Below are 17,740 nucleotides of genomic sequence, written 5' to 3'. Positions count from 1 at the left end.
AGGCGGAGCGGGACTGGTGCTAGCGGCCGACGCCGTACACGCCGCGTGCCTCATCGCGGACGAGCCGCCCGAGATCGAGTTCGACGACCCGTCGCCGCATCGAGTCGACGATGTGGTGATCGTGCGTCGCCATCAGGACCGTGGTGCCGGTTCGGTTGATGCGCTCGAGCAGGAGCATGATGTCCTGGCTGGTTTCCGGGTCGAGGTTGCCGGTGGGTTCGTCGGCCATCAGCACGAGCGGGTGGTTGACGAACGCCCGCGCGATCGCGACGCGCTGTTGCTCGCCACCGGACAGTTCCGCGGGAAGCCTGTCGGCCTTGCCCGAGAGTCCGACGAGGTCGAGAACCTCGGGGACGGTGCGCTCGATCACCGCGCGGGGTTTGCCGATCACCTCGAGGGCGAAGGAGATGTTCTCGGCGACGGTCTTGCGTTGCAGCAGCCTGAAGTCCTGGAAGACGCAGCCGAGGTTCTGCCGCAATTTCGGCACCCGGCGACCGGACAGCCGATTGACGTGGAAGTCCGCGACGTGGATTTCTCCGCTCGTCGGCCGGTCCTCCCGCAGCAGCAGACGCAGGAACGTCGACTTACCGGAGCCGGACGGCCCGATGAGGAACACGAACTCGCCCTTCTCCACTTCGACGGACACGTTGTCGAGGGCAGGACGCGTGGACGTCTTGTAGGACTTGGACACATTCTCCAGCCGGATCACGACGCCATGCTAGCCGTTACCGGACAGTGATCTACTGCTCCGGCCCACCGGTCCCCGGGGTGTCGCTCTGCTCGTCCACGCTCGGGAGTCCCGGAATCTGCAGATCGAAGGGCATCTGCCTGGTCGTGGTGGTCGTGGGTGCCGACGGAGCGGGCTCCGTCCTCGTGGTGGTCGGCGCACCCGGGTTCGACGGCACAGTTGTCGTCACGGACGGCGGGGTGCCGGTCACGGACGGATAGGTGGTCTCCGTGGGAGGCAGCGTCGTCGCCGTCGGTGCGGTCGACGCCGGAGGCACATACGGAACGTAGGGCGTCTCGGAGATGATCACGGCCGACGGGGGAACCTCGGCAGGCTTGTCGGGCTGGTTGAGGAACAGGTAGAGCATCCACAGCGCTACCCACAGCACACACAGCCCGAGGGTTGCGGTGCGTACCTTCCCACCGAACAGATGGGACGGGATGCGCGACCAGAAAGGCTTGTCGTCGCTCATGGGGCCTCCGACCGGTCGACGACGCTTGCGGTACCGAGTTGCGGTGTGACAGTAATCCCCTGGACTCGCAGAGCACGCGCGATCCGTGCACGCAGCAGGCGCCCCACCTGGAATTGCTTACCGGGGAGGGTGCGCGCCACCATCCGCACGCTCAGCTGGTCGACCTCGAGGCTTTCGACGCCCATCACGCTCGGTTCGTCGAGAAGCAGTTCGCGTATGCGGGTGTCGTTGTAGGCCGCGACTCCCACCTCTCGCAGGATGTCGGTGACGTCGGAGATGTCGGCGCTGACGGGAATCGGTACGTCGACCACGGCCCGCGCCCAGTCCTTCGACAGGTTGATCGCCTTGTTGATCTGCCCGTTCGGCACGATGATCACTTCGCCGGCGGTGCTCCGGACGCGCGTGACTCGCAGAGTCACGTCTTCGACGGTGCCGACGGCGTCCTCGGAGGCGCCCGTAACGGAGATCTGGACGGTGTCACCGAACCCGTACTGCCGTTCGGTGATGATGAAGAACCCCGCGAGGATGTCCTGGACGATGCGCTGCGCACCGAAACCGAGCGCGGCACCGATCACGGTCGCCGGCGCCACCAGGGTGCCGAGCGGCAACTCGAGATGGTCGAATACCTTCAGCGTCGCGATGATGTAGATGAACGAGATCAGCATCCAGGTGACGACCTGCGCCATGGAATGGCGATGCTTGGTGGCCTCCGACCGGACGAGGTCGTCGGACTGCTCATAGCTCTCGTCGATACGCCGCGTGATCCGCCCGCCGCCCCACGACACGAACCGGGCGACCAGGGTCGCACCCAGCACGGTCAGTACGATCAGCAGCCCATTGCTCGAGAGCCAGTCGAGGAGACTACTCCCGGGAAACACCATGCAACCGCCTCTCGCCGCGCGTCACGACTTCTGCTCCTCCCGCATGCGCCAGCGGATTCCGGCTTCGAGGAAGCCGTCGATGTCGCCGTCGAGCACAGCGGAGGGGTTGTTGACCTCGTATTCGGTGCGCAGGTCCTTGACCATCTGGTACGGGTGCAGCACGTACGACCGCATCTGATTGCCCCACGAGCTACCGCCGTCGCCCTTGAGCGCGTCCATCTCGGCGCGCTCTTCCTTGCGCTTGCGCTCGAGCAGCTTGGCCTGCAGCACGCGCATCGCGGCGACCTTGTTCTGCAACTGTGACTTCTCGTTCTGGCAGGTGACGACGATGCCGGTCGGGATGTGGGTCAGTCGCACGGCGGAGTCGGTGGTGTTGACCGACTGGCCACCCGGGCCGGACGAGCGGTAGACGTCGACGCGGACGTCGTTCTCGTCCACCTCGATGTGGTCGGTGGTCTCCACCACGGGAAGGACCTCGACCTCCGCGAAGGACGTCTGACGACGACCCTGGTTGTCGAACGGGCTGATGCGCACGAGCCGGTGCGTTCCCATCTCGACCGAGAGCGTCCCGTAGGTGTACGGGGCCTTGACGGCGAAGGTCGCCGACTTGATGCCCGCTTCTTCCGCGTACGAGGTGTCGTAGACCTCGACGCCGTAGCCGTGCTTGTCCGCCCAGCGGACGTACATGCGCATGAGCATCTCGGCCCAGTCCGCTGCGTCGATGCCGCCGGCACCCGCGCGGATGTTGACGAGGGCGTCGCGCTGGTCGTACTCACCCGACAGCAGCGTGCGCACCTCCATCGCCTGGATGTCGACACGCAGGCTCGCACGTTCGGCGTCGGCGTCGGCGTGTGCCGCGACGGCGGCGTCGCCCTCTTCGCCTTCGGCGAGTTCGTAGAGCACGGGCAGATCGTCGAGGCGCTCGCGCAGATTCTCGACACGCCGCAACTCGCCCTGCGCGTGGGACAGCTCGCTGGTCACCTTCTGCGCGTGCTCCTGGTTGTTCCACAACTCGGGATCCGCGGCCTGGTGCTCGAGTTCGTCGATCCGGCGGCGCAACTCCTCGACATCGAGGACGGACTCCACGGTGCGGAGGGTCGTATCGAGCTCGGCCAGGTCTGCAGAAACATCGGGGTGCACGATTTTCAAGGGTAGCCGCTAGCGTTTCCTGCATGCCCACCGACTACACCGCAGATCTGGACCTTGCCCTCCGCCTCGCCGACGAAGCGGATGCGATCACCCGCAACCGCTTCGGCGCACTCGACCTCGAGGTCGACGACAAGCCTGATCTCACCCCGGTGTCGGACGCCGACCTCGCTGTCGAACGCCTGATGCGCGAGGTTCTCGGGGCCGAGCGGCCCGGCGATGCGGTGCTCGGCGAGGAGTTCGGCGGCGACGCGGTGTTCTCCGGCCGCCAGTGGGTCGTCGACCCCATCGACGGCACCAAGAACTTCGTTCGGCGCGTGCCGGTGTGGGCCACATTGATCTCTCTGCTCGACGACGGAGTGCCCGTGGTCGGAGTGGTGAGCGCGCCGGCGCTGAACCGGCGGTGGTGGGCGGCAGCGGGTGCGGGCGCTTTCGTCGCGTACGACTCGGGAGAGGCACGGCGCATCACGGTGTCGCAGGTGCGTGCGCTCGAGGCGTCGTCACTGAGTTTCTCGAGCCTGACGGGCTGGCGGGACCGTGGCATGCGCGAGCAGTTCGTCGCCCTCACCGACGATGTGTGGCGGGTGCGCGCCTACGGTGACTTCTTCTCGTATTGCCTGCTGGCGGAAGGTGCGCTCGAGATCGCGCTCGAGCCGGAGGTGTCGCTGTGGGATCTTGCGGCACTGGACGTACTGGTTCGCGAAGCCGGCGGCCGGTTCACCGATCTCGAGGGCGCCGACGGACCACACGGCGGCAGCGCGGTCGCGACAAACGGGCACCTGCAGGACGAGGTGCTCGGGCGCCTGCGGCCATGAGGTGACCGAGTGGCGATGCCGGACGGGGAAAGAACTTACCGAAAAGTAGACACCGGACCTTACTCAGAAGTAAGATAGGTCACCGTCCGCTCCCGCATCGAGAAACCTCTGGTGATCATGAGCAAGCAAGACAGCGTGCCCCGGAACACACCTCGCGACACGTCCGCCGTGGGTCTGAACCCGTTCAAACGCGACGCCATGGGTGCCGCGATGCGCGTTCTCACGCGGATCACCGGGTCCGAACTCGCCGATCGGTACAACATCCGGCAGACCATCGACCGGGTCACGTACCAATCCACGAAGACCGGATTCAAGACGCTCGGCGCCGCGACCCGCACCTTCAAGAAGGTCTCGGGCGGCAGTTCGCCGCAGCGTCTGACGACGGCGAAGAACGCCGACTTCTTCGACCTCACGCCCACCGACGATCAGCAGATGATCACGGAAACGGTGCGTGAGTTCGCCGCCGAGATCATCCGCCCGGCCGCCTACGACGCCGATGCTGCCGCTGCCGCCCCCGCGGACCTGCTCGCACGCGCCGCCGAACTCGGCATCACCATGGTCAACGTCCCCGAGGCGTTCGACGGTGTCGCCACCGAACGCGGCGTCGTCACCAACTCCCTGGTCGCCGAAGCGCTTGCGCACGGCGACATGGGTCTCGCACTTCCGATCCTCGCCCCGAGCGGTGTCGCCGTCGCGCTGACCCAGTGGGGCACCGACGAGCAGCAGCAGACCTACCTGCCCGCATTCGCGAGCGAGGACGTGCCTCAGGCGTCGGTGGTGGTCGCGGAACCGCGTGCACTGTTCGACCCGTTCGCGCTGCAGACCAAGGCGGTCCGCTCCCCCAGCGGTTACCGCCTCAACGGCGTCAAGGCACTCGTGCCGGCCGCGGGTAGCGCCGAACTGTTCATCGTCGCAGCGGAACTCGACGGAAAGCCGTCGTTCTTCATCGTGGAGGCGAAGAGCAAGGGTGTCGTCATCGAGGCGGACCCGAGCATGGGCCTGCGCGCCGCCGGACTCGGACGTCTGCTGCTCGAGGACGTCGCGGTTCCGCAGTCCGCCCTGCTCGGCGACGAGAACCCGGACGTGCGCGCCGAGCAGTACGCCGACGCCGTGCGACTCTCGCGCCTCGGCTGGGCGTCGCTCGCGCTGGGCACCTCCCAGGCGGTGCTCGACTACGTGATCCCCTACGTCAACGAGCGGCACGCGTTCGGCGAACCGGTCAGCAATCGTCAGGCCGTGGCATTCATGGTCGCCGATATCAAGATCGAACTGGACGGCATGCGTCTGGTGACCCTGCGCGGCGCGTCGCGTGCGGAGCAGGGCCTGTCGTTCGCCCGCGAGGCCGCGCTCGCCCGCAAGCTCGCGACGGACAAGGGCATGAAGATCGGCCTCGACGGTGTGCAGCTGCTCGGTGGCCACGGTTTCACGAAGGAACATCCCGTCGAGCGCTGGTACCGCGACCTGCGTGCCATCGGTGTCGCCGAAGGCGTCGTCCTCATCTGAGCGGCCCGATCCGAACAAGGAACCTGTGATGATCAATCTCGAACTTCCCAAGAAGCTCAAGGCTTCCGCGAACCAGGCCCACCAGGTCGCCGCGCAGATCTTCCGTCCGATCTCCCGTAAATACGATCTCGCCGAGCACGAGTACCCCGTCGAGCTCGACACGATGGCGGCCATGGTCGAGGGCCTCAACGATTCGGGTCAAGGCACCGCGGGCGCGACCCTCGGACGCGACGCGAAGGCCAAGTCGGAAGGCGCGTCCGGAAATCTCAACGGCGGCAACATGGCCGGTCTCCTCAATGTGATCGAAACCTGCTGGGGCGACGTCGGCCTCACCTTGTCGATCCCCTATCAGGGCCTGGGCAACTCCGCCATCGCAGCCGTCGCCACCGATGAGCAACTCGAACGTTTCGGCAAGGTGTGGGCCTCGATGGCGATCACCGAGCCCGGATTCGGGTCCGACTCCGCAGCGGTGACCACCACCGCCGTGCTCGACGGCGACGAGTGGGTTCTCAACGGCGAGAAGATCTTCGTGACCGCGGGCGAGCGCTCGACGCACGTCGTCGTGTGGGCGACCGTGGACAAGTCCCAGGGTCGGGCCGCGATCAAGTCGTTCGTCGTGCCGCGGGAAGCACCGGGCCTCAGCGTGGCCCGGCTCGAGCACAAACTCGGTATCAAGGCGTCCGACACTGCCGTCCTGCTGCTCGACAACTGCCGCATTCCCAAGGACAACATCCTCGGCTCACCCGAGGTGAACGCCGAAAAGGGTTTCGCCGGGGTCATGCAGACCTTCGACAACACCCGTCCGATCGTCGCGGGTATGGCAATCGGTCTCGGCCGTGCGGTGCTCGAGGAGTTGCGCGCCATCCTCAAGGACGCCGGAGTCGAGGTGTCCTACGACGTGCCCGCCAACAACCAGCACGCCGCGGCCGCCGAATTCCTTGCACTCGAGGCAGATTGGGAGGCCGCGTATCTGCTCGCGCTCCGCGCGACGTGGATGGCGGACAACAAGAAGCCCAACTCTCTCGAGGCGTCGATTTCCAAGGCGAAGGCAGGTCGTACCGGTACGGCCGTCTCGCTCAAGGCAGTCGAACTGGCCGGCACGTACGGCTATTCGGAGCGCCCGCTGCTCGAGAAGTGGTCGCGCGACTCGAAGATTCTCGACATCTTCGAAGGCACCCAGCAGATCCAGCAGCTCATCGTCGCGCGACGCGTGCTGGGCAAGACCTCAGCCGAACTGAAATAGCAGGTCAGAGCGCTCGCTCTTCCACGTCGCTGCCCCCGTCGCCCTCGCTGGCGGCGGGGGCAGCTTCCGTTTTCGACGCTTCCGTCTCATCGTCGGTCCCGACCTGGTCCCGGCCGAGCGCCGAGTCGACTGCCGAACGGGTCCGCTCGTCCTCCCCTGGCCACAGGTGGGCGTACACCTCGAGCGTCGTCGTGGGTGTCGAATGCCCGAGCCGCTCCTGCACCGTCTTCACGCTTGCGCCCGAGAAGGTCAGCGTCGACGCGTAGAAGTGTCGCAGGCTGTGCCAGGTGATCTCCTCGTCCATCTCGAGACGATCGCGCACCAGCTTGAACGACTTGCCCAGCGTCGACGACGACCACATCTGACCCTTCACAGTTCGAAGGTTGGCATCGACCGGTCCGCACACGGGTTCTCCTCGAGCTCCTTCGCGAGCGCTTCGAGCGCCACGTCCGGCAGCGGCAGGCGACGGCTCATCTTCGTCTTCAGTGGAACCCACGAGAACTCCGACGTGCCCGCCTTCGATTGCTCCGAGATCGTGGTCTCCTTGCGCAGGAAGTCCACCGACGGATCCGCAGACCCGCGAGCTCGCCCGCACGCAGTCCCGTCGCCGCGCCGACGACGATCATGCGCCAGGGTCGGATGCACCGGCACCGCTCCCCTACCCTTCGGCACGCCTCGTCGGGCCGCGTCTACGAGAAGCCACACCTGCTCGCCGGTCAGGATCTCGGCGCGGGTGACCGCCTTGTAGCCGCGTCGCCGAGTGGAGATCCCGGCGCACGGTGATTGCGCAGCAAACCATCGGACACTGCCATGTTCATGCACCCGGCGAGCTGGCCCGAGAAGTTCCGCACCGTCGCATCACTGAGGCCTTCGCAGCCCTTCACCCATGAGTGGCCGGTGCGCAGCTCGTGTTGCCAGTCGCGCACGTGCGAGCCGCGGAGTTTCCCGATCGGGGTGCCGGCAAGCCGACCGAGATTACGGCCGACCTGCTCGTGTACCTTACGGGTTCCGTCCGTATGTGCGGCTTGCTCCCATGAGCGCCACAGGTGGGCGACGGTGATCTCCTGCGACTTCGGGTCGATCCAGTCGCCGTCGCGGACTTCCTTCTCGCGGTCGCGGACCCAGTCCTTCGCATCCCGCTCGAAGTCGAACGTCTTGGTGCGCTCTTTGCCGTCGGCGCCGATGTAGCGCGCGACCCACCGCACCTTCCCGCCGCGGATGCACTTCTGGGGCTTCATCAGTTTCTCCTCATCCACAGGTCTTTCCACACCTGCACGATGCGGACGGTGACACCGAGGTGATGGGCGATCGCACCTTTCGTGGGTGCCGTGAAGGCGTTCGGCCTCTCGGTACTCGGCAGGGGTGATCAGGATCTGGGCGGCGAACTCGTCGGCCTGGTGCTCCTGCTTGGCGTGCAGCAGATCGTCGAGCGCGCACCGATGCCCGTAGTGGTGGTGCCCGAGCTCGTGACCGAGCGCGCTTACGGCATCGCGTTGACGCAGTCCGGATTCGAGAACGATGCACCGGTGAGATGGGTAGTACCTGGCCGGCTCACTGCTGGGGATGTCCCCCTCGACGACGAAGATCCCAGCAGCGGCGACGGCCTCGTAGAGCCGCTTCACCACCGGTCCTACGGCGTGTAATCGTGGTCCGTCGAGTCATCGTCGTACTCGTCGTCACCCCGGGTCATTGCCACGTACTCCTCTCCCTCCAATTCCTCGAGAGTGGGAGCGGACTGGGGTTTGAGCGGATGAACAATGCCACTCGAGCGGCCGGGATTGTGCCGCTGCAGCGTTGGATTGAGTCGAGTCGCGAGTTCGAGAGCAAGCTCGCCTTCGCTGGCGGTTTCGACAAGCTTTCCTTCGCCCTCAAGGAAGCCGAATACCTCGTCGTACGTGAGCTTGCCCGGAAGAAGGCCCTCGCCGCCAGTGGGGAGGCGTGGGCATGAGCACACCCGACGAGATCCTCGACAGCGTCCTGGACGTCATCAACGAGATGCCCGACCTCGACGGTCACGGAGCGTGGCGCGAGGTCGGCCCGCTCGAATGGCAGCGCATCTGCGAGAAGCACACGCAAGCCGTCGCATACATCGAGATCAGCACACCCGGCGATGAGATTGAGATCGCGCACCTCGTCGCCGATCCGGATCCCGAGGCGAACAAGCCCGTGTTCGACGACGGCGCCGCGGCCGACCGGGCCCGCGAGATCGCTCTCGACTGCTCTCTGGGGGTAACGCCGTGACCCTCGACCTCACCCCCGGCTCGCCCGAGTGGCGCCGCACGGTCACCCGCCTCGAAGGTCCCTGCCATCCTCGGCGTCTCGCGCTGGCAGTCGCAGTACGCGTTGTGGCACGAGATGGCCGGCCTTGTCGATCCGGCGCCGATCAGCCAGGCGACGCAGGAGCTGTTCGACTACGGCCACGCAGCTGAGCTCGCTGCCCGCGAGTTCTGGCTGCGACGTAATCCGGGTTGGCGGGCATCACAGAAGGAGGTGCAGTACCACCGCACCAACCTGCCCGGAATCTGGCTTGCCGCCGCCACCATCGACCGACGGGCATCACGTGGTTCGAGCCGCAAGATCGTCGAGGTCAAGACCGCACGCGACCTCGAGGAGTTCGGCGACGACGGATCGGGCGAGATCCCGATCGACTACTGCCGATCTCGCGCAGACCATCGTCGAGCGCGTTGCCGCCTGGGTCGCTTCCATCGACTCCGGCACCCCGCCCGAACTCGACAACTCCGTCACGACGTACGAGTGCCTGCGCAGGTTGCACCCGGACATCGATCGGGACGTAGAGGTCAAACTCGATGAACAGCTCGTCGCCGATTACCTGCGCACCGTCGCGGACCGGAAGCTCCTCGAGTCCGAGGAGCGCGGCCTGAAGATCCAGATCCTCGACCGCATGGGCCGCGCCCAGTACGCGATGCGCCAAGGCCACAAGATCGCCGATCGCCGCAACGCGAGGGGCGACAACGTCTCTCTCTACCCGAACAGCAAGTCCGAGTTCCTCGAAGGAGTAAGTGCATGACCGAGATCCAGCAGTACCAGCCCGGCGCGCCCGCGCCGATGCCGGGCGGTGACGCCCTCGATGCGCTCATGCGGCAGGCCGAAGCCATGAACGCCGCCCACAAGCTTGGCTCCGCGCTTGCCGGCACGAACATGGTGCCGAAGGACTACCAGGGCAAGCCCGACAATGCGACTGCCGCGATCCTCTACGGCGCCGAGGTGGGTCTGACAGCGATCCAGTCGCTGCAGGGCCGCGCCCCCGTATCGGTTGGCGAAAAAGACAATCAAGTCGCGAACTGTGATCGGCGTCGAGTTCGCGATCGCTACACGGTTCCTCAACCAGGCCTTCTTCTTCAGATATTGGATGGGGGAAGGGGTACTCCGGGTCATCGGTAGCCTCGGGCTCAAAATTTGCTTGCCAGAAGTTCTTCGGTGGTCGCGAATATTGCTCACGCATCCAGGGCTCAAGTTGAGCGAGGATGTGGGGTGGCGGGACCACGTGGTCCGCATCTTCCGGGACGCATATCGAATGCGTAGTTGGTGTTTCCGGTTGGCGATGTCGATCAATGTCTGCGACTCAAGAAACATGTTTCGAAGGATGAGCGACAGAGGGATCACTTCATCGGCCGAAGCGGACGGCTGAGCGCCAACCTTCATCTGCTGGGAATGTCCATCCAAAAAAACCCGTAGCGCGCGCTGCTGGGCGCGAGATTGCAGGATCTCGTCAGGTATCAGATCGTCGTCGTCCACCTTGACCATATTGCCGGACAGAAAAAGTCAGCGATGTCACGAACTCATCCTGCCCTGCCTCCTGTTCAGCAAAGCCCGCGCCGACGGGCTTCGGCCGTCAGGCTCTCGATAGCTTCACGTGCGATAGCTACCCCGGCAACCTCCCGCGTGGATATGAAATGGTGAAGTCTTCGTTCCCAGAACGCTTTGCTCTCCAGTAGTTCCTCGTCGGATTGATTCGCGGCGTCACCGAAGTTCACCATGCTCCGATTTTCGCACCGCAGGGTTGCGACGAGGGTCACACTCTGGTCTCGTGCTGTCGCAAACGCCGGTGCCTGACCGGATAGATGTGCGCCAGTCGGTGATTTTTTGGGGCAACCCGCTCGTAACGCATCCTTATGAGCGGCGTGAGACATCCCGGTAGGTCACGATGGACAGATGACTCGATTTCTCCAAGAAGTACAGACGAGCATCGACGCACTGGAGGCTCGACTCGATGTCGATGACCCAGGAATGGCGGGTGCCGGCGGTATCGCGAACGCCCTTACTGTGCCGCCAGACGCGCGTGAGCGTCACCGTCTGGAAGAAGCGATCCGGGAACTCTACAGCTTGAAAGGCAGTGTCGAACCACCGCGCTCGCCTATGCCTCGCCCAGAAATACGGGAGCGGCATCGCGAGATCCAGCGAGAGTTCGGATTGATTCCACCTGACGCCCGGCCGTAACGCGTCCCCATACCCTGCGCGAAATGGCCCCGCCCTCCGAAGAGGGCGGGGCCATTCGTCGCATCCGGTCTTCCTACCCGATCTTTCCCTGCGCGATTCGAGACAGTGTGTCGGTCATGTAGGGAAACCCTTCCGCCGCTTCAAACAGCTCATCGCGGACCGAGTCCTCGTCGAATCGTGTTCGCGCTTCCTCGTAATGCGGAATATGGAGGCGTCGCGCGAGGTCAACGAACTCGTTGAGGTCCGCCGGGACCACGGCGTTGCCGCCCTTGAGGGGGCCTGGCGACAGCAACGAAAGGAGAGTGGAGAGACCGTCGTCGCCGAGGTAGCGAGTCAACTCGACGCTGAACGAGTCAACCTGTCCGCTACTAGGGTCGCACTGCTTGTGCACAATCTTCCAGCCCAAGACTTGGTCGTTCGAATCTCGCTTCCCAATGACCACGGCCATTTCGGGATTCGTGATCGGATCGTTGCAGGTATCGCAGGTCCATTGCGTTACAGAGCCCAAGGGGGACACCACCTTCGGTATTGTCAACCGGTTGATCATGCAGAGACGGACCATAGCAGGGCTACCGTGCCCTACTGGGCAACAGCCCAATTAAGGTTCGTGCTCCACGGCGCCACAGAACTACGCGTCGACGACAACGGGACCCAACATGATGTCGGGTCCCGTTGTCAGTGCAGGGAGTTACGCCGGCGCGATCTCCACGAACACAACATCCGCAGAGAAGGGAATGCGCAACCTCTGCGTCGATGACGGAGTCGTGGGAGTCATTCCCCACGTCACCGTCGCGTGCCACGAGCCCCGCGGGTCCGTGATCACAGGAATCAATTCCTCGATCCTGCCCTGACGCCAGTAGCCGTCAGCCTCTCCCGCGAGGAACTTGCCCACGTAGGAACGGTTGAGGTCCCGTCCCTTTACGACGGTCTGGCGGACCCGAGTGGCGGCGTCCTCTGCGGACACAATCTCAAGCTGATCTTCGGACACAGTGCTTCCGTTCTCCAGCGCCTCGCGCTTGCAGGCCGCCGAGGCTGACTTACTGGAGTTGCAATTTGAAGGCACCCGGAGTTAAGTTACAGTTGCGACGCTGAACCACCCTGGGCGGATGATCACGGTTGTGATCATCCCTGCGGTGGTAACCATATCGTGATCAAACTGTTATCCACACCCAAGATTATCCGTTTGAGTGTGAGTTCGGTCACAATAGGTCTTGTGACCTCGAGAAATTGAGAAAGAAGACCTACGATCTGGCTCCTTGGGCACCTCACCTCTCCAGGTGGGGTGCTTTTTTATGTGGAACCGAGAGTGAACGGATGACGTAGGCCCTGCGTCTAACTGGACGTCACCCCAGACGAAGTTCGTGAGCGATTGCGCGTCATGGGAATGCTCGAGCACTCTGAGATGAGGAGCGCGGGCGGGTGCTTCCCGGACCGAAGTCCCACCGCCCGTGCTCGAACATCTTATCGAACAGTCAGTTGCCGCGGCTTTCGATGTTGCGATTCCGCACCGACGTCGCTACGCAATTCTGCACGAGTGAGCCGTACTCGTCGCCGGCGGAAATCCCGAGGATGCTGCGACCATCTACTGCCACGCTGCGCTCGCGCGCATCGCTCGACAATGAGTAGAGCACCCCGTCGCTCAATGCCCAGACGTCTGCCGACGAAACGCGCTCGCCAGCCGCGTCGTGAATATTTCCGGCGACATAAGTCACGCCCTCCCCCTCGACGGTCCACGGATCCTGGAGATGTACGTCGTCGACGAGCGCGGTATCAACGAGCGTGACCGTGCCGGACGGGGCCGCGGTGCAGCGCGGATCGAGCGCAGTCGTCGTCAGGGCGGATGCCGAGGTCGACGCAGGAGCGGAGGTGGTTGCGGCGGTGCTTGTCGTCGCGGCGACAGTCGTAGTGGTCTCCACAACCGCGTCGTCGGTGTCGGTGGATCCGCCACAGGCAGCGAGCAGTAGAGCGGCGGGCAGGGCGATGAGTGCGGCACGAAGTTTCACGATCGGATCATCGCGTCCGGTCTGTCTCCGCGTTACTGACGCGGGGCGGTCCCGACTCCGCTCCCTTAGCGCTCGAAATCACCCCACAGATCCCACACATCAAACAGGTCATGACCTGCACGAACCCGATTCGCCCTGGTAGCCTCCCATTCCTGTGAAGATCCTCGACATCTTCGAGGGCACCCAGCAGATCCAGCAGCTCATCGTCGCGCGACGCGTGCTGGGCAGGACGTCGGCGGAGCTGAAGTAGCCTGCTCCTCAACCGAACAGACCGACGGGCGGCACCACGAGGTGCCGCCCGTCGGTCGTCTCGGGGGGGATCAGCGGGCGCGGAGTGCGTCCAGGATGTGCGGACGGGCCCGCCACAGTTCCTCGGACCAGTACGGCCAGCTGTGGGTGCCGACGTTCGGGAAGTTGTACGCCGCACCGATACCCAGACTGTCGAGGCGGGCCTGGAACGCCCGGGTGGTCGCGAGCGACAACGCTTCGAGTCCCATGCCGTTGGCGGTGTTCACGACGTCCACCATGTTCTCGACGTGGTTGGCGTATCCGGGGATCCCACTGCCTGCGGAGATGTACATCGGCAACCCGCGCAGGCTCTCGGCCTGAGTGAACGGGTCGTTGCGCGCCCACGACTCGTCCCACGGCGGACCATACATCGCGTCGACGTTGTAGAGGCCGGCGTCGAGCATCGCGATCCGGATCGCGGAGCGCATGCCCGGAGCGTTGAGCCACAGGTAGCCGGAGAAGGATGCGGCGAACTTGAACTGGTCACGGTGGTGCGCCGCGAGGTTCAGCGCCGCCGTGCCGCCCATCGACAGTCCGGCGATGCCGGTGCGGGTGCGGTCGACCCCGCGCGCGGCGAGCGCTGCGGGCAGGTGACGAGTCAGGAACGTCTCCCACTTGTACGTCACGCTCTGCTGGTTGAAGTTGCTGGCGTTGTACCAGTCGCTATACCAACTGGACTCGCCGCCCACCGGCATCACGAGCGTGACGTTGTCGAGCGCGAACTGCTCGAAGGCGTTCGTCTCGAACGACCAGGCGTTGGCGTCCGGGCGGGCACGCATGCCGTCGAGCAGGTACAGCGCCGCGCTGCCGCCGCGCTTGGCCCACTGCACCTGGCACTTGATCGGGCCCATCTCCGAGTTCACCCAGAGCTCTTCGTACCCTCCCGCGGGTACTGCCTTCGCGACTGCCGGAACCGAGGTGGTCATGGCCGCGGCGCCGGCGAGTCCGGCTGCGCCCGCGAGCGCAGTCTTGAGCATCGTTCGCCTACTGAGCGAGGAATTGTCGGAGCGGGTCACGCGGAGCACCTGCACCCTTTCTGTGGGCATGTTCGCCCACGGACGATCGGTCGAGTGTTCTTCGAGTACATCGGTGCCCGCTGCGCCCGTATTACCCCGATCCGTCTCCCCTCGGTGCGAATCGCCTGGTCGCGGGGGTTCTTCAGTGACATGTCCCACCATGCGCAGACGTGCGAGACGGTGGGCGCGTCCGATGATCCGGACATTCCGCCCCTTGTGACGCGTATCACTACTAGGGTGGGACACACGCCGTTCCCTCTATCCATGCACGCAGCCGAAAGGGCCTCCCGATGCCGGTGCTCGACCTCGCCAAAAATGTCCGCGGTGCCCTCGACAGCGTCACCGACGCGGTCGGTGCTCTCGCCGTGATGCGGCGGGCGGGCCTCCTCCACTTCCCCCGGGTCGACCAGAGCCTCGCCACCATTGCCGCGGCGCGTAAGTACGGGCCCTTCGCGGGGCCGGTGCACGCTCACGCCGCTCGCGGGTCGGACGTGGCCGCCATCATCGACGAACGGGGCGAGGTCACCTACCGGGAACTCGAAGTCTGGTCGAACGGGCTCGTGCACGCGTGGAAGAACGCCGGCGTCACTCCGGGCTCGTCGATGGGGATCATGGCCCGAAATCATCGCGGGCTCGTCGTCACGATGCTCGCAGCCGCCAAGCTCGGTGCGCGTCTGGTGATGATGAACACCGGGTTCGCCCCGCGCCAGCTCGCGGAAGTAGCGGAGCGGGAGGCGGTCACGACGTTCGTGTTCGACTCCGAGTTCGCCGACGTCGCCGCCGCCCTCCCCGAGAGCGTGCGTCGTTACGTGTCGTGGAAGGACGACGAGGTCCCTGGTGTTCCCACGCTCGAGGAAGCGATCGAAGGAGTCGACGCCTCCGCGCCTCCGGCACCGCCGGTCTTCGGGGGATTCGTGCTTCTGACCAGCGGCACGACCGGAACACCGAAGGGCGCGCCGCGCGGTCGCACCTCGCCGCTCGCCTCTGCCCAGTTCCTCGACCGGGTGCCGCTGCGTCCGGGTCAGACCATGCTGATGGCCGCTCCCGCGTTCCACGGCACCGGGGTGTCGCAATTCGCGATCGCACTCGCCTTGGGGCAGACGATCGTGATGATGCGCCGCTTTACGCCGACGGACACGCTGAGCCTGATCGACCGGCACCACGCGAACGTGCTGGTCGTGGTGCCGACGATGCTCCAGCGAATTCTCGACCTCGGTCCGGAGAAGATCGCGGAGTACGACACGTCGCGCTTGAAGATCATCTTCTCGGCGGGCTCGGCGCTCTCCCCCGATCTGTGCCGCCGCACGCGCGAGTCCTTCGGAGATGTGCTGCACAACCTGTACGGGTCCACCGAGTGCGCCGTGGCAACCGTCGCGACACCGGAAGACATCCGCCTCGCCCCGGGTACTGCGGGGCGCCCTCCCGTGACCTGCCGGGTCGCGTTGTTCGATCCGGACGGTCACCGCATCACCGAACCCGGCGTCGTGGGCCGCATCTTCGTCTCCAGCGGACTGAGTTTCGCCGGGTACACCGACGGCCGCGACAAGGAGCGCATCGACGGAATGCTCTCGATCGGCGACCTCGGGCACTGGGACGAGCAGGGACGACTCTTCGTCGACGGTCGCGACGACGACATGATCGTCTCCGGCGGAGAGAACGTCTATCCGCTGGAGGTCGAGAACCTGCTCGCCGAGCGGGAGGACGTGCTCGACGTGGCGGTGGTGGGGATCTCGGATGCGGAGTTCGGGCATCGGCTCCGCGCGTTCGTCGTGCCGTCGCCGACCTCTACGCGCGACGGCGAGGACATCAAGGTCTTCGTACGGTCCAACCTCGCGCGGTACAAGGTGCCGCGCGAGGTGATCTTCCTGGACGAACTGCCTCGCAACGCGACCGGAAAGCTGTTGCGCCGGGTACTCGTCGAGATGGAGCTGCCACACACTGGGGCCGACGAGGGCGAATCTGCCGCGCCCACAGGCTGATCCGCAGTACACAACGTGCAAGGCCCGGGAATCACATGTGATTCCCGGGCCTTGTCGTGGTAGCGGGGACAGGATTTGAACCTGCGACCTCTGGGTTATGAGCCCAGCGAGCTACCGAGCTGCTCCACCCCGCGTTGCATGATCGAACCTACAGGAGCGCGGAATCGGAAAGCAAATCGCGCGGTCGACTGCCCGAATCCGCAGATTCACCCGCTCGAACGAGTGAGGGGTGCCACGAAGTTCGCATGATCCCCAACACATAACGCTCCGGTAACGATCTTGTCTCGCTAGCGCAACACGCCGTAGTGACCTGCGACGACGTGTTTTTTCTTTCCCACATCGTGCACCCGCGTCGTAACAATTCGCGGGATGAACCGGCCGAAAGGGACTTGTACCTTCGGTGCCGGTTCGACACAACCGAACCACCGCCGGCCCGCCGCCGTCCACTCTGCCCCCGCGGGATCCGGTGGCGACGACACAGTCCGAGGGGCGGAGAGCGCGGACACGCGCCCGGACGTCGGCACCTCGAGTGCGCCGGTCTCCGGGGCCACCGCAGTCCGCGAGCGCGAGAGGATCACCACGCATGACCAAGTTCTTCAGCAAACGTACCGTCGGCACCGTCCTCGTCACCGGAGTCCTGGCGACCGTTCCGCTCGCACTGGCAACCGGTACCGCGTCCGCCGCTACCCACAACTGGGATGCGGTGGCGCAGTGCGAGTCCGGTGGTAACTGGTCCATCAACACGGGCAACGGTTACTACGGCGGCCTGCAGTTCTCGCAGAGCACCTGGGAGGCCAACGGCGGCACCGGCATGCCGCACCAGGCCTCGAAGGAGGAGCAGATCCGCGTCGCCGAGAACACGCTGCAGACGCAGGGCCCGGGCGCGTGGCCCGTGTGCGGTCAGTATCTGACGGTCGAAGAGCCGGCACCCGCACAGGCGCCCGCACCGGCACCGGCACCGGCACCGGCACCGGCTCCCGCCCAGGAAGCACCCGCTCTCCCCGCCGAGGTGCAGCAGTACGTCGATATCGCGATCCCCGCCGTTCCCGCCGAGGTCCATCAGTACATCGACGTCGCGCGCGGTGTAGCCGTGGAGTACGGCTACGGCGAGCAGTTCGACCAGGTCCTCAACGCCCTGCCCGGCGTCTGATCCGGCCGACCCCCGGCGTCCGCCGTCACGAAACGAAGCGGGGCCCCGCGGTAGAAACC

General features: G+C 65.3%; 21 protein-coding genes, 1 tRNA gene and 1 pseudogene. 10 read left to right on the top strand and 13 right to left on the bottom strand.

Going from position 1 to position 17,740, the window contains the following annotated elements:
• Positions 1-19 precede the first annotated feature (19 nt).
• From ftsE to prfB, 4 genes are read right to left on the bottom strand one after another with little or no spacing between them, the layout of a single operon-like run.
• On the bottom strand, positions 20-709 hold the full coding sequence (gene ftsE / locus ACFWU2_RS14255) for a cell division ATP-binding protein FtsE (RefSeq protein WP_378607023.1): 690 nt from the start codon (positions 707-709) through the stop codon (positions 20-22).
• 31 nt (positions 710-740) lie between these two features.
• A complete protein-coding gene (locus ACFWU2_RS14250; RefSeq protein WP_378607020.1) occupies positions 741-1,199 on the bottom strand; it encodes a hypothetical protein in 459 nt (152 codons plus the stop codon).
• Complete coding sequence (locus tag ACFWU2_RS14245) at positions 1,196-2,080, bottom strand: mechanosensitive ion channel family protein (RefSeq protein ID WP_378607017.1); 885 nt, start codon at positions 2,078-2,080, stop codon at positions 1,196-1,198. The genes ACFWU2_RS14250 and ACFWU2_RS14245 overlap by 4 nt, the downstream gene beginning before the upstream one ends.
• A gap of 21 nt (positions 2,081-2,101) precedes the next feature.
• Positions 2,102-3,220 (bottom strand): peptide chain release factor 2, encoded by a 1,119-nt coding sequence (gene prfB, locus ACFWU2_RS14240; RefSeq protein ID WP_169619710.1) that lies wholly within the window; start codon positions 3,218-3,220, stop codon positions 2,102-2,104.
• 32 nt (positions 3,221-3,252) lie between these two features.
• Between prfB and hisN the strand changes: the two genes are divergently transcribed.
• The 3 genes from hisN (at position 3,253) to ACFWU2_RS14225 (ending at position 6,787) form a co-directional block, all read left to right on the top strand.
• Positions 3,253-4,041, top strand: a complete 789-nt coding sequence (hisN, locus tag ACFWU2_RS14235) for a histidinol-phosphatase (protein WP_378607013.1) — start codon at positions 3,253-3,255, stop codon at positions 4,039-4,041.
• Between the two features lie 111 nt (positions 4,042-4,152).
• Complete coding sequence (locus ACFWU2_RS14230) at positions 4,153-5,544, top strand: acyl-CoA dehydrogenase family protein (protein ID WP_169651718.1); 1,392 nt, start codon at positions 4,153-4,155, stop codon at positions 5,542-5,544.
• A 28-nt stretch (positions 5,545-5,572) separates the two neighbouring features.
• Positions 5,573-6,787 (top strand): acyl-CoA dehydrogenase family protein, encoded by a 1,215-nt coding sequence (locus ACFWU2_RS14225; protein ID WP_378607008.1) that lies wholly within the window; start codon positions 5,573-5,575, stop codon positions 6,785-6,787.
• A gap of 4 nt (positions 6,788-6,791) precedes the next feature.
• On the opposite strand, the gene ACFWU2_RS14220 is transcribed toward ACFWU2_RS14225, so the two are convergent.
• The 4 genes and pseudogenes from ACFWU2_RS14220 to ACFWU2_RS14205 form a co-directional block, all read right to left on the bottom strand.
• Positions 6,792-7,160: a tyrosine-type recombinase/integrase gene (locus ACFWU2_RS14220; protein ID WP_378607005.1), complete on the bottom strand. Its 369-nt coding sequence runs from the start codon at positions 7,158-7,160 to the stop codon at positions 6,792-6,794.
• Complete coding sequence (locus ACFWU2_RS14215) at positions 7,157-7,348, bottom strand: hypothetical protein (protein ID WP_378607002.1); 192 nt, start codon at positions 7,346-7,348, stop codon at positions 7,157-7,159. The genes ACFWU2_RS14220 and ACFWU2_RS14215 overlap by 4 nt, the downstream gene beginning before the upstream one ends.
• Positions 7,349-7,503: 155 nt before the next feature.
• Positions 7,504-8,025, bottom strand: coding sequence for a hypothetical protein (locus ACFWU2_RS14210; RefSeq protein ID WP_378607312.1), 522 nt, complete (start codon positions 8,023-8,025; stop codon positions 7,504-7,506).
• 141 nt (positions 8,026-8,166) lie between these two features.
• Positions 8,167-8,409 (bottom strand): annotated as a pseudogene (locus tag ACFWU2_RS14205) (ImmA/IrrE family metallo-endopeptidase); the annotation flags it as partial.
• Positions 8,410-8,537: 128 nt separating this feature from the next.
• On the opposite strand from ACFWU2_RS14205, the gene ACFWU2_RS14200 reads away from it, so the two are divergent.
• The 5 genes from ACFWU2_RS14200 (at position 8,538) to ACFWU2_RS14180 (ending at position 10,189) form a co-directional block, all read left to right on the top strand.
• Positions 8,538-8,735, top strand: coding sequence for a hypothetical protein (locus tag ACFWU2_RS14200; protein WP_378606999.1), 198 nt, complete (start codon positions 8,538-8,540; stop codon positions 8,733-8,735).
• The gene (locus ACFWU2_RS14195; protein WP_378606996.1) at positions 8,732-9,028 is read left to right on the top strand and encodes a hypothetical protein; all 297 of its coding nucleotides are present in this window, start codon (positions 8,732-8,734) and stop codon (positions 9,026-9,028) included. The genes ACFWU2_RS14200 and ACFWU2_RS14195 overlap by 4 nt, the downstream gene beginning before the upstream one ends.
• Positions 9,029-9,130: 102 nt before the next feature.
• Entirely contained in the window at positions 9,131-9,598 is a 468-nt protein-coding gene (locus ACFWU2_RS14190; RefSeq protein WP_378606993.1) for a hypothetical protein, read from the top strand.
• Entirely contained in the window at positions 9,555-9,815 is a 261-nt protein-coding gene (locus ACFWU2_RS14185; protein ID WP_378606990.1) for a hypothetical protein, read from the top strand. The genes ACFWU2_RS14190 and ACFWU2_RS14185 overlap by 44 nt, the downstream gene beginning before the upstream one ends.
• A complete protein-coding gene (locus ACFWU2_RS14180) occupies positions 9,812-10,189 on the top strand; it encodes a hypothetical protein (RefSeq protein ID WP_378606987.1) in 378 nt (125 codons plus the stop codon). The genes ACFWU2_RS14185 and ACFWU2_RS14180 overlap by 4 nt, the downstream gene beginning before the upstream one ends.
• Before the next feature lie 1,129 nt (positions 10,190-11,318).
• Here the strand turns inward: ACFWU2_RS14180 and ACFWU2_RS14175 are convergent.
• The 4 genes from ACFWU2_RS14175 to ACFWU2_RS14160 all read right to left on the bottom strand — a co-directional run bounded on the left by ACFWU2_RS14175 (position 11,319) and on the right by ACFWU2_RS14160 (position 14,513).
• On the bottom strand, positions 11,319-11,792 hold the full coding sequence (locus ACFWU2_RS14175) for a hypothetical protein (protein ID WP_378606984.1): 474 nt from the start codon (positions 11,790-11,792) through the stop codon (positions 11,319-11,321).
• Between the two features lie 141 nt (positions 11,793-11,933).
• Positions 11,934-12,209, bottom strand: a complete 276-nt coding sequence (locus tag ACFWU2_RS14170) for a hypothetical protein (protein WP_378606982.1) — start codon at positions 12,207-12,209, stop codon at positions 11,934-11,936.
• A gap of 508 nt (positions 12,210-12,717) precedes the next feature.
• Positions 12,718-13,248, bottom strand: coding sequence for a hypothetical protein (locus tag ACFWU2_RS14165; RefSeq protein WP_378606979.1), 531 nt, complete (start codon positions 13,246-13,248; stop codon positions 12,718-12,720).
• 320 nt (positions 13,249-13,568) lie between these two features.
• A complete protein-coding gene (locus tag ACFWU2_RS14160) occupies positions 13,569-14,513 on the bottom strand; it encodes an alpha/beta hydrolase (RefSeq protein ID WP_378607293.1) in 945 nt (314 codons plus the stop codon).
• A gap of 329 nt (positions 14,514-14,842) precedes the next feature.
• Here ACFWU2_RS14160 and ACFWU2_RS14155 point away from each other — a divergent pair, with 329 nt between their 5' ends.
• Positions 14,843-16,531, top strand: coding sequence for an acyl-CoA synthetase (locus ACFWU2_RS14155; protein WP_378606976.1), 1,689 nt, complete (start codon positions 14,843-14,845; stop codon positions 16,529-16,531).
• 57 nt (positions 16,532-16,588) lie between these two features.
• Here the strand turns inward: ACFWU2_RS14155 and ACFWU2_RS14150 are convergent.
• Positions 16,589-16,665, bottom strand: a tRNA-Met gene (locus ACFWU2_RS14150).
• A 449-nt stretch (positions 16,666-17,114) separates the two neighbouring features.
• Between ACFWU2_RS14150 and ACFWU2_RS14145 the strand changes: the two genes are divergently transcribed.
• On the top strand, positions 17,115-17,681 hold the full coding sequence (locus ACFWU2_RS14145; protein ID WP_378606973.1) for a transglycosylase family protein: 567 nt from the start codon (positions 17,115-17,117) through the stop codon (positions 17,679-17,681).
• The last annotated feature ends 59 nt before the right edge of the window (positions 17,682-17,740 follow it).

The sequence above is a fragment of the Rhodococcus sp. NPDC058639 genome (assembly GCF_042717545.1).
Lineage (GTDB): Bacteria > Actinomycetota > Actinomycetes > Mycobacteriales > Mycobacteriaceae > Rhodococcus.
This window is presented reverse-complemented; position numbering and strand designations above follow the sequence as displayed.